This is a genomic window from Bradyrhizobium nivariense, from assembly GCF_029846695.2.
Taxonomy (GTDB): Bacteria; Pseudomonadota; Alphaproteobacteria; order Rhizobiales; family Xanthobacteraceae; genus Bradyrhizobium.
This window is the reverse complement of sequence record NZ_JARWCR020000013.1, coordinates 65,214-87,538: the sequence shown is the minus strand read 5'-3', so window position 1 is coordinate 87,538 and position 22,325 is coordinate 65,214. Positions and strand designations below refer to the sequence as shown.

Genomic DNA, 22,325 nt, shown 5'->3' with positions numbered 1-22,325 from the left:
CCCCCATCGATCATGGCGATGGAGGGAGCGCGAGAGCGCATGTCACTTCGCGGGCGAGGTCTCGTCGACCCAGAGGTCTTCGACGTTCTGATGGGTCAGCTCCGTCGCATTCAGCTGAATCCCCTTGAGCCACGGCTGCACCGCCATGACCGCCTTGTTGTAGTTGAAGAACCAGACCGGCGCCTCTTCGTAGAGGAGCGCATTGGCCTTTTGCAGCAGCTGGGCGCGCTTGGCTGGATCGTCGGCCTGCCCGGCCTCATCGACCAGCTTGTCGAAGTCGGCATTTTTGAAGTTCATGTAGTTGCAGGCCGGTTGCGGCGTCGCCGAGTGGAAGCATTTGAGGGCGGCCTGCGGATCCGGGCCGCTCGCCTGGGAATAGATGAAGGCCTGGTAATCGCCGCTGCGAACCACCTCCGCCAACACCGCGGTCTCGACCTGCTTGACCTTCGCCTTGATGCCGACCTTGTCCAGCATCGGGATCACGGCCGAGACGATCGGCAGGCCCCAGCTCTCGTTCTGGCTGGTGGTCCATTCGAATTCGAAGCCCGTGGGATAACCGGCGTCAGCGAGCAGCTGCTTGGCCTTGGCGGGATCGAAGGCGTAGGGCTTCATGGTCTTGTCGTAGAGGGGAGAGGTCAGTGGCAGCCAGCTGGTGGCGCGATAGGCCTTGTTCTTGACCAGCTTGCTGATGATCAGGTCGGTATCGATCGCATAGTTGATCGCCTGCCGGACCCGCTTGTCGGCGAACGGCTTGAACGCCGGATTCATCCCCATGTAGCGGGTGAAGACCTCGGCGACTTCGACGACGGTGCCCTTGAGGTCGGCGTCGTTCTGATAGGCGACATATTGCGCGGGCCCCAGCACGGAGGTGTCGATCTCCTTGTTGCGGAAGGCGACATCGCGCGCCGCGGCCTCGCCCATGACCGACACGATGAGCTTATCGGCGTAGGGCTTGCCGGGCTTGTAGAACCGGTCCCACCGCTCCAGAACGATGCGCGATCCCGGCACGTGCTCGACGAATTTGAAGGGCCCAAGCCCGATCGGCTTCTGGAGAAAGCTCTCCTTGGCGGCTTCGTCGGCGGGATAGATCGACGTTATCGCGTTCCAGAAGTAGAAACCTGGATCGACTTTCTCGGTCAGTTTCATCTCGACTGTAAAGTCGTCGATCTTCTTCAGGCCGGAGATGTCCTTGGCCTGGCCCTTCTCGACCGCTGCCGCGCCCTCGATCACGCGGACATAGCGCGCGCCGGGATAGGCCTTGGTGCCGTCCATGATGCGATTGTAGGTCCAGATGATGTCGTCCGCCGTCATCTTGCGACCATGGTGGAAATAGGCGTCGTCACGCAGCTTGAAGGTGTGAACGAGACCTCCCCCCGAGACGACGTCCTCCTTGGCAAGCTCCAGAACCGGCTTGCCCGCAGCGGAGTCCCAGATGTAGAGCGACCGATGCAGCCCTTTGGCGTAAATCTCGTCCTGGGCGCGCTGTGTCGTATGAATGTCCAGGCTGGTGAAACTCGAGCCATAGGGCGCGGTCATGCGGATGGTTCCGCCCTTGCGCGGTGTCTGGGCCTCCGCCGTGGCGGCCAGTGCCAGTCCCAAACCAGCGACGATCGCCACTATCCTGAAGATCATGTTTCCTCCAACCATACAGGCGTGCTCCGGTCTGAGAGTTGACCATCCACGGCACGTCGAGCGCAAGCACCTTGGAGGGGTTGACGTATGCGAGCGTAGCGCTCGGGCCCCGCCGATTTGTGAGTACGCGCCCTAGCCGGTCGCGAACCCAGGCTGCCAGTCGTGCAATTTTCGCGCCGCAGCGGTGACGTCCGCGATGGTCGGAAACGCCCCCGTCTCCAGCATCATCGTCCTTGCCAGCCTCACGGCGCGTGCTTCGCTCACCGCCCGCTTGCGCGGATCCTCGATCAGCTCGAAGTCGATGTTATGGGCGAGACCGAAGATGCGGCGGATGGTTTTCGCCGCGGCGAAGCCGATAGCGTCGGCGAACAGGCGCTGCATGTAGGCCTGCCGCTCGGCCTCCAGGCGCGCCGCGCCTTTCTCTCCGGCGAAAAGCGAGGCGGGATAGGCATCGCCTGCGGCGCCGGCGCGCCAGAGGTCGAGGAATTTGCGGGCGAACTCGTTCCACACGGTCTCCACCGTCTGGAGCACCCAGGCCTCGAACGCGCGCCGCTCGCCGGGTGAGCGCTCGTGGCCGGCGGAGGCAAAATATGCCATCAGGAGGTTGGCCAGCACGGCGCCGATATCGAAACCCATCGGGCCGTAGAAGGCGAATTCCGGGTCGATCACCCGCGTCTGGCTGTCCGTGACCATGATCGAGCCAGTGTGAAGGTCGCCGTGGAGCAGCGCTTCGGGGCTTGCCATGAACTTCAGCTTCAGCCGGGAGATGGCGACGTGCAATTCCATGTCGTGGCGCAGGTCTGCGGCGAGCGCATCGAGATGCGGCGCGGTCCAGCGGTTCTGCTCGGCGATACGGTAGGGATCGGTGAAGATCAGATCCTCGGTGATCTTGCACAGCGCGTGGTTGCCGGCAAAGGCGGCAATGCCTTCCTTCTTCTCCGCAGCGGAGAGTGCGAGATCGGAGGTGAAGAACAGGGTTCGCGCCATGAAGGTCGTGATGTCGTCGACGAAACGCGGATAGTGCGTGCCCGCAACCATCCCCTTGCGCATGATGATGTGGGGCTCGAGCAGCTCCATCACCGTCAGCGCCAGCGCCGCGTTGTGATGCAGCAGGGCCGGCACGAGGCCGGGCGCGAGCTGGGCCTGTCGGGACAAGGCGAGGTATTCGTAATGGGCCCGGGACAGCGGCAGCGGCCAGCTCTCGCCGACGAGGCGGACGTAGGGCAGCGCCTGCTTCACGGCGACGCCGCCGCGCGCGCCTTTCACGATGAAGACGAGATTGAGATTGCCGTCGCCGACTTCGGTGATCGACCAGGAGGCCGGCTCGCCGCCGAGGGTCGCTGCGAGGTCCGTGACGCCTGCGAGATAGTCCCGCAAGTCGGCCTCATGCAGAATCCGATAGTCCCCCTGCCGCTGCGCCATGACGATCCCATCCCATGCTTAGCATGGCCGGATCGTTACTCCCGCTCCAGGAAGCTCGAGCCGATCTCGGCCTTTCTTTTGATCGGATCGTAATCACAATAGACGCTGTCCGCCACCAGCGTGTAGCTGGCGCTGACGGTGTATTTGTCTGTTTTGACCGAGTTCAGGCCGATGATTGAGGTGCTCTTGCCGCCGTTCCACTTGAACGGCGTGGAGCTCCTGGCCTGCTCGCAGGCCATCACGGCTTCGTTGAAGACGTAGCCCTCGACGAACGCCTTCAGCGTGCGCACCTGCACAGCCATCTTCCACTCGAAATAGCCGATGCCGCCAAGACCGGCGACGATCAGCACCAGAAGCGCAATGACGATCCTCTGAAAAGTCATTCGTTCCCCCCAAAACAATATCGTTAGCAAAGAACGTCTAGAACGGCATGCCCATCAATTTCGACAGGCGCTCGATCGAGAGATAGCCGGCCTGGTAGGCCGCTATGCCGAGGCCATAGATGACAGCGGAGATGATCGTGGTCCAGATCAGCTTGCTTCTCATCCGCGTCAGGATCGGCGCGCCGGGATCGGTGCCCGGTGCTCCCACGCCGTCCTCGTGCTGGCTGCGCACGCCGAACGGCAGCGTCAGGAACAGCGCGATCCACCAGATGACGAAGTAGATCGCAAGTGCGGTCGAGATCTGGATGGCCATGGTGCGGCCTTACGCCTGCTCGATTTCGACCAGGGCGCCGGAAAAATCCTTCGGGTGCAGGAACAGCACCGGCTTGCCGTGGGCGCCGATCTTCGGCACGCCGTCGCCGAGCACCCGCGCGCCCTCCTTCACCAGCGTGTCGCGCGAGGCGATGATGTCGACGACCTCGTAGCAGACATGGTGGATACCGCCGTCGGCATTGCGTTCGAGGAACTTTGCGATCGGCGAGGCCTCGCCGAGCGGCTCGATGAACTCGATCTTGGTGTTGGGCAGCGTCGCGAACACGGTGGTGACGCCATGCTCGGGCAGCGCGACGGCCTCCGAGATCTGGGCCCCGAATGCGGCGCCATAGATCCTGGCGGCCTTGACGGCGTCCTTGGTCGCGATCGCGACATGGTTGAGCCGGCCCAGCATGTTTCTTCTCCCTTAGGGCACGATCCGGAAAAGTGTGAAGCGGTTTTCCGAAAAGATCACGCCCAAATTAGACTGTCAGGACGTGTACCAGACAGGGGGGCTTTTTACCCCAATGTTCGTTGATCACGGAGCGGACGGCGCGTCGCACCGACTCCGCCAGCGCATCCGCATCGCGACGGCGCGCCTTCGGCAGACCTTCGATGGTGGAGACCACGGCGTCGAAGACGATGTCGTCGAAGGGCTCGCCCGCTTTGTTCTTCTCGGGGATGCCGATCAGATCAACCTCGGGATCGTCGACGAGTTCGCCCTGCTGCGTCATGGCGATGGCGACGAAGGCGCAGCCGGAGAAGGCCAAGCGGCGCCGCTCGATCACCGCGCGGGACTTGGAGTCCTCCAGAATCGTGCCGTCCTTGTAGAGACGGCCCGCAGGCACTTGCCCAATGATGCCGGGATCGCCGGGGCCGAGCTTGACCAGGTCGCCGTTGCGGCAGACCAGCACGCGCGGCACGCCGGCGGCGCGCGCGAGCTTGGCGTGCTCGTTCAGGTGCAGGGCCTCGCCATGGACGGGGATCAGGAGCTGCGGCCGGGTCCAGGCGATCATGTCGCGCAATTCGTCGCGGCGGGGATGACCGGAGACATGGACCAGATGGTCGCGGTCGGTGATGACCTCCACACCCTGTAAAACCAGGCCATTGATAATTGCCCCGACCGCCTTCTCGTTGCCGGGAATGGTGCGCGAGGAGAAGATCACGCTGTCGCCGCGGTTGAGCGTGATCTCGGGATGGTCGTCATTGGCGACGCGCGCCAGCGCGGCACGCGGCTCGCCCTGGCTGCCGGTGCAGAGCGCCAGCACCTTGTCCTGCGGCAGATGACCGTAGACCTCGGCGGAGCGGAAACTCTGCACGCCGTCGAGATAGCCGGTCTCGCGCGCGACCTGCACCACGCGCTCCATGGCGCGGCCCACCACAACGACCTCACGGTCGGCGGCCTTCGCAGCGATGGCGACGGCCTTGAGGCGCGCGACATTGGAGGCAAAGGTTGTGACTGCGACGCGGCCCTTGGCGGCCTTGACGATCTCGGTAATGGATCTGGCCACCTCGGCTTCCGAGGGCGAGCGGCCGTCGCGCACGGCGTTGGTGGAATCGCCGATCAAGGCGAGCAGGCCCTGGTCGCCCAGCTCGCGCAGCCGCTTTTCGTCAGTCGGGCGGCCGATGATCGGGGTCGGATCGATCTTCCAGTCGCCGGTGTGCAGCACCGTGCCGACTTCGGTGTGTATAGCCAGCGCATGCGACTCCGGAATCGAATGCGCCACGGGGATGAACTCGACGTTGAACGGACCGATATCGACGCGCCCGCCTGACAGCACCACCGTCACCGGGATCTTCGGCGCATTGCGCTCGGCGGCGCACTTGGCCTCGAACAGCGCGGCACTGAACTGCGTCGCATAGATCGGGCATTTCAGCTTCGGCCACAGGTCGATGATGGCGCCGAAATGGTCCTCATGGGCGTGGGTCAGCACCAGGCCCATCAGGTTCTTGCGTTCCTTCTCCAGGAAGCTGATGTCGGGCATGATCAGGTCGATGCCCGGCAGATGCTCCTCGTCGCCAAAGGAGACGCCGAGATCGATCGCCAGCCAGGCGCGCTGCTGGCGGTTGCCGAGGCCGTAGATCGACAGGTTCATGCCGATCTCGCCGACGCCGCCAAGCGGCGCAAATACCAGTTCTTCAGGCTTCGCCATCACGCAGCTCCCACGGAGGCGGCCGTGCCGAAGAACACCTCGCCCGCGGCCACCGGCACGCGCCGGCCCTCCGCGGTGCGGACGATCAGGCAGCCGGTGTCGTCGATCGTGTCAAAAATGCCTTCCAGCGTCGTCACTCCCGTGTGGATCGCGACCCGCTCGCCGAGGCCGGCGGCGCGCTCCAGCCACAGCTTGCGGATCTCGGCGAAGCCGCGACCATTGTCCCAGATGCCGCGGAACTCCACCCAGGCGTCCGACAGCGCCGAGAACAGCTCCTCCGCGCTGATCTGGACGCCGAGCGCAGCAAGCGACACCGCAGGCGTCGGCGTGCCCTCGGGCGCGGCGACGACGTTGGTGCCGATGCCGACGACGATGGCAAGGCGTTCGCCGATGGCTTCCGCCTCCAGGCCGATACCGACCAGCTTCTTGCCGCCGGCAAGCACGTCGTTCGGCCATTTCAGGGCGTAGCGGGGACGGCCCTCGCCGAGGCGCAGTGCAGCCTCCAGGCTGACCTTCTCCAGCGCGGCCTCCTCGGCCAGCCCGGCCGCAAAGCCGATCGTCGCGGCGACAGAAGGGGCGACGTCCAGGACTTCGAGGACGCTGGCGGCAAGGTTACCCTTTGGTGCGATCCAGGCGCGCTGGCGGCGGCCACGGCCGGCGGTCTGCTCCGACGTCACGAACCACATCGGGCCGCGTTCGCCGCTCCTCGCGCGCTCGATCGCCTCGGTATTGGTCGAGCCGATCCGGTCGAAAGCTGCGAGCTTGTAGCCCGCCGACGATGCGCGAGGACCGAGCGCGAATGCCATCCTAGAACAGCGACTTCGCCGCGGCGGAGGCGACGCTCACCACCGGGCCCGCGAACAGCGCGAACAGAATGTTGAACAGGCCCGCGACCGCCAGCACCGTCCGCACCTCGACCCTGACAGGATCGACCTGCCCGGCCGGCTCGTCGAAATACATCGTCTTGACGATGGTGAGATAGTAGTAGGCCCCGACCACGCTGGAGAGCACGCCGACCACGGCGAGCGTGAACAAATTGGCCTTGATGGCGGCGACGAAGACGTACCATTTGGCGAAGAAGCCGGCGAGCGGCGGGATGCCGGCGAGCGAGAACAGCAGCATCGCGAACATGAAGGCGAGCAGCGGATTGGTTCGCGACAGACCGGCGAAATCGCTGATCTGCTCGACCGGCTGGCCGTTGCGCTTCATCGCGAGGATGACCGAGAACGAGCCGAGCGTCATCGCGACATAGATCACGATGTACATCAGCACGCCCTGTGCGCCCTCGACGGTACCGGCGGCGAGGCCGACCAGGGCAAAGCCCATGTGGCCGATCGAGGAATAGGCCATCAGGCGCTTGATGTTGCTCTGGCCGATCGCGGCGAACGAACCCAGCACCATCGAGGCAATCGCCACGAACACCAGGATCTGCTGCCACTGCGAGAGGATGCCGGGGAATGCGGTGAGCGTCACGCGGGTGAAGACCGCGAGTGCGGCGACCTTCGGCGCCGAGGCGAAGAAGGCGGTGACCGGCGTCGGCGCGCCTTCGTAGACGTCAGGCGTCCACATATGGAACGGCACGGCCGAGACCTTGAAGCAGAGGCCGGCGAGCAGGAACACCAGACCGAAAACAAGGCCGACATTCGAGACCGTCGCGGCCGCCGCGATGCCGGTGAATGCGACAGTGCCGGTGAAGCCGTAGATCAGCGAGGAGCCGTAGAGCAGCATGCCCGAGGACAGCGCGCCGAGCACGAAATACTTCAAGCCGGCTTCGGTCGACTTGGCGTTGTCGCGATTCGAGGTCGCCACGACGTAGAGCGCCAGCGACATCAATTCGAGGCCGAGATAGAGCGAGATCAAATCGCCGGCCGAGATCAGCACCATCATGCCGAGCGTCGAGAGCAGCACCAGGATCGCGTACTCGAAGATGCGGCGCGACGGATCCGACAGGAACTCGGTCGACAGCACCAGCGTCACCGCCGAACCGATCAGGGCCAGGATCTTCATGAAGCGGGCAAAGTCGTCGACGATGAAGCTGCCGCCGAAGGTCACCTGCTTGCCCGCGGGCACCATGTATTCGAGCACGCCGACCACGATCAGGAGCAGGACCGCAAGCGTCGTGACCGTCTTGGTCGTCTCCTGCCCGCGATAGGCGCCCAGCATCAGCAGGGCCATGGCCCCGACCGCGAGCACGAGCTCGGGCAGCACCGGCGCCAGTTGATAACCTGCAGTCTCAAAGCTCATGGCGATATCCTGACCTGCCCGCTCACTGGAGCAGTGCGGCGGCCTTCACGGCCGTCACAGCGGTGTTGTAATTGTTGACGAGTTGCTGGACCGAGGCGGCCGACATGTCGAGCACCGGCTTCGGGTAGATGCCAAACAGGATCGTCAGCGCGATCAGCGGGAACAGCGTCAGGCACTCACGCAAGGTGAGATCCTTTATGCTCATCAGCGACGGCTTGACCAGCGCCCCGAACACGACCTTGCGGTAGAGCCACAGCGCGTAGCAGGCCGACAGGATCACGCCGAAGGTGGCGAAGAACGCGGTCGGGATCGAGACCTTGAAGGTGCCGAGCAGCGTCATGAACTCGCCGACGAAACCGGATGTGCCGGGCAGACCGACATTGGCCATGGTGAAGATCATGAAGGTCAGCGCGTAGAGCGGCATCCGGTTGACGAGGCCGCCATAGGCCGCGATGTCGCGGGTGTGCATGCGGTCGTAGACGATGCCGACGCAGAGGAACAGCGCGCCCGACACGATGCCGTGCGAGATCATCTGGAACACACCGCCCGCGACGCCCTGCATGGTGCCGGCGAAGATGCCCATGGTGACGAAGCCCATATGCGCCACCGACGAGTACGCGATCAGCTTTTTCATGTCCTCCTGCATCAAGGCCACCAGCGAGGTGTAGATGATCGCGATGGCCGAAAGCGTGAAGATCAGTGGCGCGAAGTCGTGCGAGGCCAGCGGGAACATCGGCAGCGAGAAGCGCAGGAAGCCGTAGCCGCCCATCTTCAAGAGGATCGCGGCGAGGACCACGGAGCCCGCCGTCGGCGCCTCGACGTGTGCGTCGGGGAGCCAGGTGTGCACCGGCCACATCGGCATCTTCACCGCGAACGAGGCGAAGAAGGCAAGCCAGGCCCAGGTCTGCAACGACCGCGGCACGGCGGTGTGCATCAGGGTCGGGATGTCGGTGGTACCGCCGTTCCAGTACAGCGCCATGATGGCGAGCAGCATCAGGACCGAGCCGAGCAGCGTGTAGAGGAAGAACTTGAACGACGCGTAGACCCGGCGCGGACCGCCCCAGACGCCGATGATGAGAAACATCGGGATCAGGCCGCCTTCGAAGAACAGATAAAACAGCACCAGATCGAGCGCCGAGAAGGTGCCGATCATCAGCGTTTCCAGGATCAGGAACGCCATCATGTATTCGCGGACGCGGTTGGTGATCGCCTTCCAGCTCGCGATGATGCAGAACGGCATGATGGCGGTGGTCAGGATCACCAGCGGCAGCGAAATGCCGTCCACGCCCATGTGGTAGGTGATGCCGGTGGCGAGCCAGTTCGCCTTCTCGACGAACTGGAAGTCGGCGCTCGACGCATCGAACCGCATGACCAGGATCACCGACACCGCGAAGGTGATCAGCGTGGTCCACAGCGCGATCCAGCGCGAGTTGCGCCGGGCCGCCTCGTCATCGCCGCGGCTGAGATAGACGATCAGCGCGCCGACCAGCGGCAGGAACGTCGTGACGGATAGAATTGGCCAGGTCGTCATCTACTGGCCTCCAAAGCCGAACATGAACCAGGTGATCAGGCCGGCGGCGCCGATCAGCATGGCGAACGCGTAGTGGTAGAGATAGCCGGTCTGGATCTTCACGACATTGCGGGTGATATCAAGCACGCGGGCCGAGATGCCGTCGGGGCCGAGGCCGTCGATGATGAAGCCGTCGCCCTTCTTCCAGAGCTGGTAGCCGATCCACTTCGCCGGACGGACGAAGATGACGTCGTAGAGCTCGTCGAAGTACCATTTATTGAGCAGGAACTGGTACAGCATCGGCTGCGTGTTCGCGAGCTCGACCGGCAGATAGGGCCGGCGGATGTAGAACAGGTACGACACCAGGAAGCCCAGCACCATCATCACCGTCGGCAGCAAGGCGATGGTCTCGGGGATATGGTGCATCTCCTCGATGATGTGCGGGTTCATCTTCACGGATTCGCGGAAGAACTCCTCGATGCCGTGGCCGGCGAACAGCTCCTTGAACGGGAAGCCGGCCAAGATGGAGCCGACCGCGAGCACACCGATCGGAATCAGCATCCAGATCGGCGCTTCATGCGCCGCTTCGTAATGATGCTCGTCATGCGGCTCGCCGTGGAAGGTCTTGAAGATCAGGCGCCACGAGTAGAACGAGGTCAGGCCGGCGGCGACGACCGTCATCAGGAAGCCGTACATCGCGAACGGATTGTGCGCAGCGTAGGCGGACTCGATGATGGCGTCCTTGGAGAAATAACCGGCGGTGAGCGGGAAGCCGGTCAGCGCCAGCGTGCCGACCACCATCACCGCGTAGGTGTAGGGGATCTTGCGCCAGAGGCCGCCCATGTTGCGGATGTCCTGCTCGTGGTGCATCGCGTAGATCACCGAGCCGGAGCCCAAGAACAAGAGCGCCTTGAAGAAGGCGTGCGTAAACAGGTGGAACATGCCGACCGAATAGGCCCCCGCTCCCATCGCCACGAACATGTAGCCAAGCTGCGAACAGGTCGAGTAGGCGACGATGCGCTTGATGTCGTTCTGGACGAGGCCGATGGTCGCCGCGAAAAACGCGGTGGTGGCGCCGAAGAACATCACGACGGCCTGCGCGTTCGGCGCGAGCTCGAACAGCGGCGACAGCCGTGCCACCATGAACACGCCGGCGGTAACCATGGTCGCGGCGTGGATCAGCGCCGACACCGGCGTCGGGCCTTCCATCGCGTCCGGCAACCAGGTGTGCAGCAGGAACTGCGCCGACTTGCCCATCGCGCCCATGAACAGCAGCAGGCAGGTCAGCGTCAGTGCATCGGCGTGCCAGCCGAGGAAGTCGATGGTCTTGCCGGTGAGGCTAGGCGCGGCATGGAAGATCGTCTCGAAATCGGTCGACGCGGTCAGCATGAAGATCGCGAAGATGCCGAGCGCGAAGCCGAAATCGCCGACGCGGTTGACCACGAAGGCCTTGATGGCGGCCGCGTTCGCCGACGGCTTCTGGTACCAGAAGCCGATCAGCAAATAGCTCGCCAGACCCACGCCTTCCCAGCCGAAGAAGAGCTGCACCAAATTGTCCGCCGTCACCAGCATCAGCATGGCGAAAGTGAACAGCGAGAGATAGCCGAAGAAGCGCGGCCGATACGGATCCTCGTCCATGTAGCCGATGGAATAGAGGTGCACGAGCGAGGACACGGTCGTCACCACCACCAGCATCACGGCGGTGAGCGTATCGACCCGCAGCGCCCAGTAGACCTGGAGGTCGCCGGAGAGGATCCACGGCAACAGCGGAATCCGCATGTCGTGATGCATGAAGCCGACATCGACCAGCGTCATCCAGGACAGCGCCGCCGACACGAACAGCAGTGCGGTGGTGATCAGCTCGGCGCCGCGCGACCCCGCCGCCGGGGGCTCGGCCGGGCCGTGGTCGTCGTGACCATCGCCGGGCTCATGGTGGCTCTCGTGGATGACCGATGCATCCTCGTTGATCGTATCGGACGCATGGGCATGCGCACCATGGCCGTGGTCGCCGTGATGTTTGACCTCGTCGCCCGAGGGGTTGCGGGCATGCGCACCGAACAGCGCGATCAGGCCGGCCAAGATGGCGCCCAGGAGCGGCAGGAAAACGATTGCCTGAACCATGACTGAGCTCAGCCCTTCATCAGATTGACGTCCTCAACCGCGATCGAGCCGCGGTTGCGGAAATAGACCACCAGGATGGCGAGACCGATCGCGGCTTCAGCGGCCGCGACGGTAAGCACCAGAAGCGCGAAGACCTGGCCGACGATGTCGCCGAGGAAGGTCGAGAACGCCACGAGGTTGATGTTGACCGAGAGCAGGATCAGCTCGATCGACATCAGAATGACGATGATGTTCTTGCGGTTCAGGAAGATGCCGAGGATCCCGAGCGTGAACAGGATCGCGCCGACCGCAAGATAGTGTCCGAGCCCGACCGTCATTTCACCCACTCCGCCGCGTCAGAGTCCTGGAGCCCCTGCCCCGGCGCCACCTTGCGTATCGCCATCGCTATTTCTGGCGTCCGCGCGTTCTGAACGTTGATGTCCTGCCGCTTCACGCTCGCCTTGTGTCGCAGCGTCAGCACGATGGCGCCGATCATCGCGACCAAGAGCACCATGCCCGAGAGCTGGAAGTAATGGATGTACTTCGTATAGAGCACCAGGCCCAGCGCCTCGGTATTGGAGACGTTGGTCGGGATCGCCGCCGTGATCGTCTTGGCGACGCCGGGATTGATGACCCAGAAGCCGACCGTGAGCAGCAGCTCGAACAGGAAGATGCCGCCGATCACGAGGCCGACCGGCAAATACTCGATGAAGCCCTCGCGCAGCTCGAGGAAGTCGACGTCGAGCATCATGATCACGAACAGGAACAGCACCGCGACGGCGCCGACATAGACGACGATCAGGATCATCGCCAGGAATTCGGCGCCCATCAGCACGAACAGGCCGGAGGCGTTGACGAAGGTCAGGATCAGGTACAGCACGGAGTGCACGGGATTGCGCGAGACAATCACCATCACCGCCGAGGCGACACAGACGCCGGCGAACAGATAGAAGAACAGCGCGGGAAGGATCATGCTCTCATCTCACCGGTACGGCGCGTCGAGTTCGATCGCTTTCGCGATCTCGCGTTCCCAGCGGTCGCCATTGGCGAGCAGCTTGTCCTTGTCATAGAACAGTTCCTCGCGGGTCTCGGTCGCGAACTCGAAGTTCGGACCTTCGACGATGGCGTCGACCGGGCAAGCCTCCTGGCAGAGGCCGCAATAGATGCACTTCACCATGTCGATGTCGTAGCGCACGGTGCGGCGGGTGCCGTCGTTGCGGCGCGGGCCGGCCTCGATGGTGATGGCCTGTGCCGGGCACACCGCTTCGCACAGCTTGCAGGCGATGCAGCGCTCTTCGCCGTTCGGATAGCGGCGCAGCGCATGCTCGCCGCGGAAGCGCGGCGAGATCGGGCCCTTCTCGAACGGATAGTTCAGCGTCGGCTTCGGCTGGAAGAAATAGCGCATGGCGAGGAAGAACGCCGAGACGAATTCCGACAGCAGAAGCGAGCGTGCAGTGGCGTTGATGTTAATACCCATGACGGCCCTCACTTCGGCGCGATGCCGGCGAAGTGCAGCACGCCGGCCACCACGACCACCATCGCCAGCGACAGCGGCAGGAATACTTTCCAGCCGAGGCGCATCAGTTGGTCGTAGCGGTAGCGCGGCACGATCGCCTTTGCCATCGCGAACAGGAAGAACATGAAGAAGACTTTGAGCGAGAACCAGATGATCCCCGGCACCCAGTTGAAGGGCGGAAGGTCCACCGGCGGCAGCCAGCCTCCGAGGAACAGGATCGTGGCCAGCGCGCACATCGTGACGATCGCGACGTATTCGCCGAGCATGAACAGCAGATACGGCGTCGAGCCGTACTCGACCATGAAACCGGCGACGAGCTCGGATTCCGCTTCGACGAGGTCGAACGGCGGACGGTTGGTTTCCGCCAGCGCCGAGACGTAGAAGATCACGAACATCGGGAACAGCGGCCACACATACCAGTTCAGGATCGTGAGCTGCGGCAGCCCGATCAGGCTGGCAAGGCCGCGCGCATGCTGGGCCTCGACCACCGCCGAGAGGTTCAGCGTGCCGGCGCAGAGCAGCACCGTGATGATGACGAAGCCGATCGAGACTTCGTAGGACACCATCTGCGCCGCCGAGCGCAGCGCCGCCAGGAACGGATATTTCGAGTTCGACGACCACCCGGCCATGATGATGCCGTAGATCGACAGCGACGAGATCGCGAAGATGAAGAGGACGCCGACATTGATGTCGGAGATCACCCAGCCGAGATTGGTCGGGATCACCGCCCAGGCGGCGAGCGCGAGCACGCACGACACCAGGGGAGCCAGCAGGAACACGCCCTTGTTGGCGCCGGACGGGATGATCGGCTCCTTCAGCACGAACTTCAGCAAGTCCGCGAAGGATTGCAGCAGGCCCCAGGGACCGACCACGTTCGGGCCGCGCCGGATCTGCACCGCCGCCCAGATCTTGCGGTCGGCGAGCAGGATGTAGGCGATCGCAACCAGGAGGACGACGAGCACCAGGACGCTCTCCGCGATCATGATGATCAGCGGCCAGAGGAACCCGGTCCAGAATGCGCTTTCGAAGAATTCCATCAGATCACGCTCACTCCGCTGCGGTCAGCATCTGCCCGGAGGCAAGCCGCGAGCATTCCGCCATCACGGCGGACGCACGCGCGATTGGATTGGTCAGGTAGAAGTCCTCGATCGCCGGCCTGAACGGCGCCTTCTCCGTCGTGCCGCCCTTCCCGGCCAGCTTCTTGATCTGGTCGGAGGAGCCGGCCTCGATCTGGTCGAGACGGATCAGATGCGGCACGGCCTTGAAGATCGCCTGGCGCAGGGCCGACAGCGAGTCATAGCCGAGCTTCTTGCCGAGCGCCTCCGACAGCGCGCGGACGACCGCCCAGTCCTCGCGGGCCTCGCCCGGCGGGAACGCGGCACGGCCCGTCATCTGCACGCGGCCTTCGGTGTTGACGTAGATCGCGGACTTCTCGGTGTAGGCGGCCGCCGGCAGGATCACGTCGGCGCGATGCGCACCGCGGTCGCCATGGGTGCCGATATAGACGACGAAGGTGCCGTCGGACGGCTTGATCTCGTCGGCGCCGAGCAGGAACAGCAGGTCCAGCGTACCGAAGGTGGTCATCTGCGCCGCGTTCAGCCCGCCCTGACCGGCGACAAAGCCGATATCGAGCGCACCGACGCGCGAAGCGCTCTCATGCAGCACACCATAGCCGTTCCAGCCGTCCTTGAGCGCGCCGACGTCGAGCGCGAGCTTGGCGGCGGCGGCAAGTATGGCGGCGCCATCGTGGCGCGAGGCGGCGCCCGCACCGACCAGGATGATCGGTTTCTTGGCGTTCTTCAGCACGTCCATGAAGGAGTGCTTGCCGGCCGCGAGCTCACCGAGCGTCTCGGTGCCTGCGCCGAGATGGTCATAATCGTAGGTCAGGTCGTCCTTGGCGCCGATCACGCCGATCTTGAAGCCGCCGGCGCGCCAGCGCTTGCGGATGCGGGCGTTGAACACGGCCGCCTCTTTCCGCGGATTGGCGCCGATGATGAGCAGCGCATCGGCCTGCTCGACGCCCACCAGCGTCGGATTGAAGATGTAGGAGCCGCGGCCGAGCGCGGGATCGAAGGCGTCGCCGCCCTGCACCGCGAGATTGCCCGAGCCGTACTTGGCCAGCAGGTCCTTCAGCGCGAACATTTCCTCGACACCGGCGAGGTCACCCGCGATCGCGCCGATGCGCTTGCCGTCGGTGCGCGCCGCCTTGGCGGCGATCGCAGCGAAGGCCTCCGGCCAGCTCGCCGCGCGCAGCTTGCCGGCTTCGCGGATATAGGGCCGGTCGAGGCGCTGGGTGCGCAGGCCGTCGACGACGTGACGGGTCTTGTCCGAGATCCATTCTTCGTTCACGGCCTCGTTGATGCGCGGCAGCACGCGCATCACCTCGCGACCGCGGGTGTCGACGCGGATCGCAGATCCCAGGCCGTCCATCACGTCGATCGACTGGGTCTTGCCGAGCTCCCACGGGCGCGCGGCGAAGGCATAAGGCTTCGAAGTCAGCGCACCGACCGGGCAGATGTCGACGAGATTGCCCTGCAATTCCGACGTCAGCGCGTGCTCGAGATAGGTCGTGATCTCCATGTCCTCACCGCGGCCGGTCGCGCCCATCTCGGGAGCGCCGGCCACTTCCGCCGAGAAGCGGACGCAGCGGGTGCACTGGATGCAGCGGTTCATCGAGGTCTTGACCAGCGCGCCGAGATATTTGTCCTCGACCGCGCGCTTGTTCTCGGCGAAGCGGCTGGTGTCGACACCATAGCCCATTGCCTGGTCCTGCAGGTCGCACTCGCCGCCCTGGTCGCAGATCGGGCAATCCAGCGGATGGTTGATTAGAAGGAATTCCATCACGCCTTCGCGTGCCTTCTTCACCATCGGCGAACGCGTGGAGATTTCCGGCGGCTCGCCCTTAGGACCCGGACGGCAGTCGCGCACGCCCCAGGCGCAGCTCGCGACCGGCTTCGGGCCACCCTTCACCTCGACGAGACACATCCGGCAATTGCCGGCGATCGACAGCCGCTCGTGATAGCAAAAGCGCGGAATCTCGGCGCCGGCCGCCTCGCACGCCTGAAGCAGCGTGTATTCGGCGGGGACATCGATCTCTTTGCCGTCGATGATGAGCTTGGTCATTCTCTCTACTCCGCCGCGACCATGTTCACGGGATCGCGGACGCCGATATCGTCGATGTCAGCCTTGTGCGAATACTGGTCGATGCGCGCTTCGATCTCGTGACGGAAATGCGCGATCAGGCCCTGGATCGGCCACGCCGCTGCGTCGCCGAGCGCGCAGATGGTGTGGCCTTCGACCTGCTTGGTGACCTCGAGCAGCATGTCGATCTCGCGCTTGTGGGCGCGGCCGTCGGCCATGCGGGAAAGCACGCGCCACATCCAGCCGGTACCCTCGCGGCACGGCGTGCACTGGCCGCAGCTCTCATGCTTGTAGAAATAGGAGATGCGGGCGATCGCGCGGATCAAATCGGTCGACTTGTCCATCACGATCACGGCCGCGGTGCCGAGACCCGAGCGCAGCTTGCTCAGGCTGTCGAAATCCATCGGCGTGTCGATGATCTGCTCGGCCGGCACCATGCGCACCGAGGAGCCGCCGGGGATCACGGCCTTGAGGTTGTCCCAGCCGCCGCGGATGCCGCCGCAATGCTTGTCGATCAGCTCGCGGAACGGAATGCCCATGGCTTCTTCGACGTTGCAGGGCCGCTCGACATGGCCGGAGATGCAGAACAGTTTGGTACCGACATTGTTCGGACGGCCGATGCCGGCGAACCATGCCGCACCGCGACGCAGGATGTCGGGGGCAACCGCGATCGACTCGACGTTGTTGACGGTGGTCGGGCAGCCGAACAGGCCGACGTTTGCCGGGAACGGCGGCTTCAGCCGCGGCTGGCCCTTCTTGCCTTCGAGGCTCTCGAGCAGCGCGGTTTCCTCGCCGCAGATATAGGCGCCGGCGCCGTGCGCGACGTAGATGTCGAACGGCCAGCCGTTGATGTTGTCCTTGCCGACCAGCTTGGCCTCATAGGCCTGGTCGATCGCGGCCTGGAGGTGCTCGCGTTCGCGGATGAACTCGCCGCGGACATAGATGTAGCAGGCATGCGCGTTCATCGCGCAGCTCGCGATCAGGCAGCCCTCGATCAGGAGATGCGGATCATGCCGCATGATCTCGCGATCCTTGCAGGTGCCGGGCTCGGATTCGTCGGCGTTGACGACGAGATAGCTCGGCCGGCCGTCGGTCGATTCCTTCGGCATGAACGACCATTTCAGGCCGGTCGGGAAACCGGCGCCGCCACGGCCGCGCAGGCCGGACGCTTTCATCTCGTTGATGATCCAGTCGCGGCCCTTGTCGATGATAGTCTTCGTGCCATCCCAAGCGCCGCGGCGTCGCGCGCCCTCGAGCCCCCAATCGTGGAGGCCGTAGAGGTTCTTGAAGATGCGGTCCTTGTCCTCGAGCATGTCAGTGCTTTCCGATCAACGGTTGGCTTGCTTGTAGGCAAGCCCGGCGGCGCAGACGGCGAAGGTCAGCGCCCAGAGCAGACTGGATTCCTGCGACGCGTTCATCATGAAGCGCTGCAGCAGGAAGATGAAAGCGGCCGCGACCGCGGCGTGCATGGCGATGAAGCCCCATTTCTTCACGGCCCCGCTCCTCTCCAATCGTGACGGGAGATCACGCATCAGGTGGTCTCCTTCAGCGTGGTCGGTCCGTTGATCGGCGCCGAGAACTGGCGGCCATTCTGCGGACCGGGCTTCAGCGGATTGCCGGAAGCGAAGCCGTCGAGCACCTTGCCAAAGCTCTCCTTGGTCAGGTCCTCGTAGGTGTCCTTGCCGATCATCACCATCGGCGCGTTCACGCAGGCACCGAGGCACTCCACCTCTTCCCAGCTGAAATTGCCGTCTTTCGACAAATGGAAGGGATCGTGATGGATCCGGTGCTCGCAGACGTGGATGAGATCCTCGGCGCCGCGCAGTCGGCACGGCGTGGTGCCGCAGACCTGGACGTGGGCCTTCTTGCCGACGGGAGCGAGCTGGAACATCGTGTAGAAGGTCGCGACCTCGAGCACCCGGATGTAGGGCATGTCGAGCATATCGGCGATGACGCGGATCGCGGCTTCCGACACCCAGCCATCGTGCTGCTCCTGCGCCCGCCAGAGGATGGCGATGACGGCGGAGGCCTGGCGTCCGGCCGGATATTTCGCGATCTGCTGCTTGGCGAACGCGAGGTTCTCCTCCGTGAACGCAAAGCTCGCGGGCTGGACTTCCTTCGGTGCTAATCGGCGAACGGACATCTCTTCAATCTCTCACTGCATGCGGCGCGCGGTTTTGGCATTCAGGGCTTCGATCCTGTCCTGCCAGAATGCGCTTGCGGTGCCGAAAACGTTGTAGCCGACGTGGGTCGAGACCTTGATGCGGTCGAGGATCGACAGCTCGGTCACCGTTTCCATACGCCGGGTGCCGGGATCGTAGACGATCAGCTTCAGCGGGGTGTGTTCGAGGATGTAGCGCGACACCGCATGCGAGCGGTCGCTGCCGTGCTCTTCGCACATGACGACGCTGTCGGCCTGGAGCAGCCGGGCGCCGCCCTTGATCGCCTCGATCTCGACGCCCTCGACGTCGAGCTTGATCAGGTACTTGCCGCTGCCTGCGACCTTGCCGTCGTCGATGAGATTGTCCAGCGCGATCACAGGCACGTCCTCGCCGCCCGCCGACGCATCACCGGCGATGCTGAAGGCCTCGTGCTTGGTGCCGGACAGCCGCGCGGTGCCGCGGGCCGCGCCGATCGCGCATTTCATGGTCTCGAAGCGGCTGCCGTTGATGCGGGCGTTGTTGCCGAGCTTCGGATAGTTCTGCCCCGACGGCTCGATCGCGATCGCCTTGTGCGAGCCGAACGGCTTGCTCGACACCAGCACCGACCAATAGCCGTAATTGGCGCCGCAATCGAGCAAGGTGTAATCGACGTCGATGGAGTCGGCGAACAACAGCTCCAGCTCGTCCTCATAGTTGTACGAGCGATTGAGCAGCTTGCTCCAATAGCCGTCGCCGTAAGGGAATTCGAACACGGCGTCGGGGTTGAGCTTGATCGCGATGTCGCGCTCGGGCAGCATTTTCCGCAGCAGATTGGCGCAGGCGATGTAGCCCATATGCGAGAAGTGCGACGAAATCTTCGATCCCGTCACCAGCGCCAACGCAGCCGTCCGCTCCCACAGGTTGGCCCCTTCAAGGGCCCCCGAGGCACGGTCAAACTGGATTGGCGCCTGCGCCATCACCGATCGACCTCTCCGAACACGATGTCGAGCGAGCCGAGGATCGCCGAGACGTCGGCGAGCAGATGGCCGCGGCAGATGTGGTCCATGGCCTGGAGATGCGCAAAGCCGGGCGCACGGATCTTGCACTTGTAGGGCTTGTTGCTGCCGTCGGAGACGAGATAGACGCCGAACTCGCCCTTCGGCGCCTCGACCGCGGCATAGATCTCGCCCGCTGGCACGCGAACGCCTTCGGTATAGAGCTTGAAGTGATGGATCAGCGCTTCCATCGAGCGCTTCATCTCGCCACGGCGCGGCGGCGCGACCTTGTTGTCTTCGACGACGACGGGGCCCTTCCCTTCGGCTGCGTTCAGCTTCTGGATGCACTGCCTCATGATGCGCACGGACTGGCGCATCTCTTCCATGCGGATCAGATAGCGGTCGTAGCAGTCGCCGTTCTTGCCGATCGGAATGTCGAAATCCATCTCGGCGTAGCACTCATAGGGCTGCGACTTGCGCAAATCCCAGGCCGCGCCCGAGCCGCGCACCATCACGCCCGAGAAACCCCACTCCCAGGCTTCCTTCAGCGACACCACGCCGATGTCGACGTTGCGCTGCTTGAAGATGCGGTTGGCGGTGAGCAGGCGATCGAGGTCCTCGACCACCTTCAGGAACGGATCGCACCAGGCGTCGATGTCGTCGACCAGCTTCTGCGGCAGGTCCTGATGCACGCCGCCGACGCGGAAGTAGGCCGCATGCATGCGGCTGCCGGAGGCGCGCTCGTAGAACACCATCAGCTTCTCGCGCTCTTCAAAGCCCCACAGCGGCGGGGTCAGCGCGCCGACGTCCATCGCCTGCGTGGTGACGTTGAGCAGGTGCGACAGGATGCGGCCGATCTCGCAATAGAGCACGCGGATCAACTGCGCGCGGCGCGGCACCTCGACGCCCAGCAGCTTTTCTGCCGCCATGCAGAAAGCGTGCTCCTGATTCATTGGCGCGACATAGTCGAGGCGGTCGAAGTAAGGGATCGCCTGGAGATAGGTCTTCTGCTCGATCAGTTTTTCGGTGCCGCGGTGCAAGAGGCCGATATGCGGGTCGACGCGTGCGACCACCTCGCCGTCAAGCTCCAGAACCAGACGCAACACGCCGTGCGCGGCCGGATGCTGCGGACCGAAGTTGATCGTGAAGTTGCGAAGGATTTCGGGTTGCTCGTTCATGTTCAGACCTTCGGCCCCGCCTTCTCATCCCCCGGAAGGACCGGATAGTCGGCCCCCTCCCACGGAGACAAAAAGTCGAACTTGCGGAATTCCTGGTTGAGCCTGACCGGCTCGTACACCACCCGCTTCTCCTGGTCGTCGTAGCGGACCTCGACGAAGCCGGTGAGCGGAAAGTCCTTGCGCAGCGGATGGCCTTCGAAACCGTAGTCGGTGAGAAGGCGGCGCATGTCGGGGTGGCCGACGAAGAACACGCCATAGAGGTCGTAGGCCTCGCGCTCGAACCAGTCGGCGCCGGGGAACACGTCGATCAGCGAGGGCACCTGCGTGGTCTCGTCGGCCTGGGCCTTGAGCCGGATCCGCGCGTTCAGCGTGGGTGACAGGAAGTGATAGATCACGTCGAAGCGCTTTTCGCGGTCGGGATAGTCCACTGCCGTAATGTCGGTGAAGTTGACGAAGCGGCAGCTCGGGTCGTCGCGGAGGTACTTGACCACCTCGACGATCTCAGCGGCCTCGACATCAACCGTGAGCTGGTTGAAGGCGACCGAGTGACCGAGGGCGGCGCCCGGAAGCGCGCTAACGATCGTCTGCCCCAGTGCGTCGAGCTTGGCGTCGTCCATGACGTAAAACCTTAGCGTTCGATGGTGCCGGTGCGGCGGATCTTCTTCTGCAGCAGCAACACGCCGTAGAGCAGCGCTTCCGCCGTGGGTGGGCAGCCCGGCACGTAGATGTCGATCGGCACGATACGGTCGCAACCGCGCACGACCGAGTAGGAATAGTGATAGTAGCCGCCGCCATTGGCGCAGGAGCCCATCGAGATGACGTAACGCGGCTCGGGCATCTGGTCGTAGACCTTGCGCAGCGCAGGCGCCATCTTGTTGGTCAGGGTGCCGGCGACGATCATCACGTCGGACTGGCGCGGCGAGGCACGCGGGGCGAAGCCGAAGCGCTCGATGTCGTAGCGCGGCATCGACACCTGCATCATCTCGACCGCGCAGCAGGCCAGACCGAAGGTCATCCACATCAGCGAGCCGGTGCGGGCCCAGGTGATGAGGTCGTCAGTGGCCGCGACGAAGAAGCCCTTGTCGGACAGCTCCGAATTGACCTCGAGGAAGAACGGATCATTGGCCCCGACCGGCTTGCCGGTCGACGGGTCCAAAATGCCCTTGGGGGCCGGCGCGAGAACCGGACCGGCGGACGACGTAGGGTTCAATCCCATTCCAGTGCGCCTTTCTTCCATTCATAGGCGAACCCGACCGTCAGCACGGCGAGGAACACCACCATGGACCAGAAGCCGGTCGCGCCAAGCTTGCCGAACGCCACCGCCCAGGGAAACAGGAACGCCACCTCGAGGTCGAAGATGATGAAGAGGATGGCGACCAGATAGAAGCGGACGTCGAACTTCATGCGGGCGTCGTCGAAGGCGTTGAAACCGCACTCATACGCCGACAGTTTTTCCGGGTCCGGCTGCTGGAACGCCACGATGAAGGGCGCGATCAGCAGCACAAGACCAATGAGGCCCGCCACCCCTATGAAGACGACGAGTGGAAGATAGTTCTGCAGAATGCCGCTCATTGGCGAGCCCTTTTTCCCGCGACGTC

23 protein-coding genes are annotated in these 22,325 nt (G+C 64.1%); all 23 read right to left on the bottom strand.

Annotation, left to right across the window (positions count from 1 at the left end; genetic code table 11):
• Positions 1-42 precede the first annotated feature (42 nt).
• The gene (locus tag QCM77_RS13405; protein WP_279664330.1) at positions 43-1,632 is read right to left on the bottom strand and encodes an ABC transporter substrate-binding protein; all 1,590 of its coding nucleotides are present in this window, start codon (positions 1,630-1,632) and stop codon (positions 43-45) included.
• Between the two features lie 132 nt (positions 1,633-1,764).
• Positions 1,765-3,054: an S-methyl-5-thioribose kinase gene (gene mtnK, locus QCM77_RS13400; RefSeq protein WP_279664331.1), complete on the bottom strand. Its 1,290-nt coding sequence runs from the start codon at positions 3,052-3,054 to the stop codon at positions 1,765-1,767.
• Between the two features lie 35 nt (positions 3,055-3,089).
• Positions 3,090-3,437 carry a hypothetical protein gene (locus QCM77_RS13395; protein ID WP_279664332.1) on the bottom strand — a complete coding sequence of 116 codons (348 nt, stop codon included), beginning with the start codon at positions 3,435-3,437 and terminating at the stop codon, positions 3,090-3,092.
• A 37-nt stretch (positions 3,438-3,474) separates the two neighbouring features.
• Positions 3,475-3,750, bottom strand: a complete 276-nt coding sequence (locus QCM77_RS13390; protein ID WP_279664333.1) for a DUF1467 family protein — start codon at positions 3,748-3,750, stop codon at positions 3,475-3,477.
• 9 nt (positions 3,751-3,759) lie between these two features.
• Positions 3,760-4,164: a methylmalonyl-CoA epimerase gene (gene mce, locus QCM77_RS13385; protein WP_279683902.1), complete on the bottom strand. Its 405-nt coding sequence runs from the start codon at positions 4,162-4,164 to the stop codon at positions 3,760-3,762.
• 67 nt (positions 4,165-4,231) lie between these two features.
• On the bottom strand, positions 4,232-5,902 hold the full coding sequence (locus QCM77_RS13380; protein WP_279683900.1) for a ribonuclease J: 1,671 nt from the start codon (positions 5,900-5,902) through the stop codon (positions 4,232-4,234).
• On the bottom strand, positions 5,902-6,708 hold the full coding sequence (locus QCM77_RS13375; RefSeq protein WP_279664336.1) for a biotin--[acetyl-CoA-carboxylase] ligase: 807 nt from the start codon (positions 6,706-6,708) through the stop codon (positions 5,902-5,904). Before QCM77_RS13375 ends, QCM77_RS13380 begins: the two co-directional genes overlap by 1 nt.
• A gap of 1 nt (position 6,709) precedes the next feature.
• Complete coding sequence (gene nuoN / locus QCM77_RS13370) at positions 6,710-8,146, bottom strand: NADH-quinone oxidoreductase subunit NuoN (protein ID WP_279664337.1); 1,437 nt, start codon at positions 8,144-8,146, stop codon at positions 6,710-6,712.
• A 22-nt stretch (positions 8,147-8,168) separates the two neighbouring features.
• A complete protein-coding gene (locus QCM77_RS13365) occupies positions 8,169-9,677 on the bottom strand; it encodes an NADH-quinone oxidoreductase subunit M (RefSeq protein WP_279664339.1) in 1,509 nt (502 codons plus the stop codon).
• Complete coding sequence (nuoL, locus tag QCM77_RS13360) at positions 9,678-11,777, bottom strand: NADH-quinone oxidoreductase subunit L (protein ID WP_279664340.1); 2,100 nt, start codon at positions 11,775-11,777, stop codon at positions 9,678-9,680.
• Positions 11,778-11,785: 8 nt separating this feature from the next.
• Positions 11,786-12,094 (bottom strand): NADH-quinone oxidoreductase subunit NuoK, encoded by a 309-nt coding sequence (gene nuoK / locus QCM77_RS13355; RefSeq protein ID WP_092028826.1) that lies wholly within the window; start codon positions 12,092-12,094, stop codon positions 11,786-11,788.
• Positions 12,091-12,729 (bottom strand): NADH-quinone oxidoreductase subunit J, encoded by a 639-nt coding sequence (locus QCM77_RS13350; protein ID WP_279664342.1) that lies wholly within the window; start codon positions 12,727-12,729, stop codon positions 12,091-12,093. The genes nuoK and QCM77_RS13350 overlap by 4 nt, the downstream gene beginning before the upstream one ends.
• A gap of 9 nt (positions 12,730-12,738) precedes the next feature.
• Positions 12,739-13,227: an NADH-quinone oxidoreductase subunit NuoI gene (gene nuoI / locus QCM77_RS13345; protein WP_279664440.1), complete on the bottom strand. Its 489-nt coding sequence runs from the start codon at positions 13,225-13,227 to the stop codon at positions 12,739-12,741.
• 14 nt (positions 13,228-13,241) lie between these two features.
• Positions 13,242-14,309 (bottom strand): NADH-quinone oxidoreductase subunit NuoH, encoded by a 1,068-nt coding sequence (nuoH, locus tag QCM77_RS13340; RefSeq protein WP_279664343.1) that lies wholly within the window; start codon positions 14,307-14,309, stop codon positions 13,242-13,244.
• Positions 14,310-14,319: 10 nt separating this feature from the next.
• On the bottom strand, positions 14,320-16,395 hold the full coding sequence (gene nuoG / locus QCM77_RS13335; protein ID WP_279664344.1) for an NADH-quinone oxidoreductase subunit NuoG: 2,076 nt from the start codon (positions 16,393-16,395) through the stop codon (positions 14,320-14,322).
• Positions 16,396-16,400: 5 nt separating this feature from the next.
• Positions 16,401-17,726, bottom strand: coding sequence for an NADH-quinone oxidoreductase subunit NuoF (gene nuoF / locus QCM77_RS13330; protein ID WP_279664345.1), 1,326 nt, complete (start codon positions 17,724-17,726; stop codon positions 16,401-16,403).
• 15 nt (positions 17,727-17,741) lie between these two features.
• Positions 17,742-17,945: a hypothetical protein gene (locus tag QCM77_RS13325; RefSeq protein WP_279664346.1), complete on the bottom strand. Its 204-nt coding sequence runs from the start codon at positions 17,943-17,945 to the stop codon at positions 17,742-17,744.
• On the bottom strand, positions 17,945-18,556 hold the full coding sequence (gene nuoE, locus QCM77_RS13320; RefSeq protein WP_279664347.1) for an NADH-quinone oxidoreductase subunit NuoE: 612 nt from the start codon (positions 18,554-18,556) through the stop codon (positions 17,945-17,947). The genes QCM77_RS13325 and nuoE overlap by 1 nt, the downstream gene beginning before the upstream one ends.
• Positions 18,557-18,568: 12 nt before the next feature.
• A complete protein-coding gene (locus QCM77_RS13315) occupies positions 18,569-19,531 on the bottom strand; it encodes an FkbM family methyltransferase (RefSeq protein WP_279664349.1) in 963 nt (320 codons plus the stop codon).
• Entirely contained in the window at positions 19,531-20,727 is a 1,197-nt protein-coding gene (locus QCM77_RS13310; RefSeq protein ID WP_279664357.1) for an NADH-quinone oxidoreductase subunit D, read from the bottom strand. The genes QCM77_RS13315 and QCM77_RS13310 overlap by 1 nt, the downstream gene beginning before the upstream one ends.
• A 2-nt stretch (positions 20,728-20,729) precedes the next feature.
• The gene (locus QCM77_RS13305; protein WP_279664360.1) at positions 20,730-21,344 is read right to left on the bottom strand and encodes an NADH-quinone oxidoreductase subunit C; all 615 of its coding nucleotides are present in this window, start codon (positions 21,342-21,344) and stop codon (positions 20,730-20,732) included.
• Positions 21,345-21,355: 11 nt separating this feature from the next.
• Positions 21,356-21,943, bottom strand: a complete 588-nt coding sequence (locus QCM77_RS13300; protein ID WP_247321530.1) for a NuoB/complex I 20 kDa subunit family protein — start codon at positions 21,941-21,943, stop codon at positions 21,356-21,358.
• Positions 21,934-22,299 carry an NADH-quinone oxidoreductase subunit A gene (locus QCM77_RS13295; protein ID WP_008136158.1) on the bottom strand — a complete coding sequence of 122 codons (366 nt, stop codon included), beginning with the start codon at positions 22,297-22,299 and terminating at the stop codon, positions 21,934-21,936. Before QCM77_RS13295 ends, QCM77_RS13300 begins: the two co-directional genes overlap by 10 nt.
• Positions 22,300-22,325 lie beyond the last annotated feature (26 nt).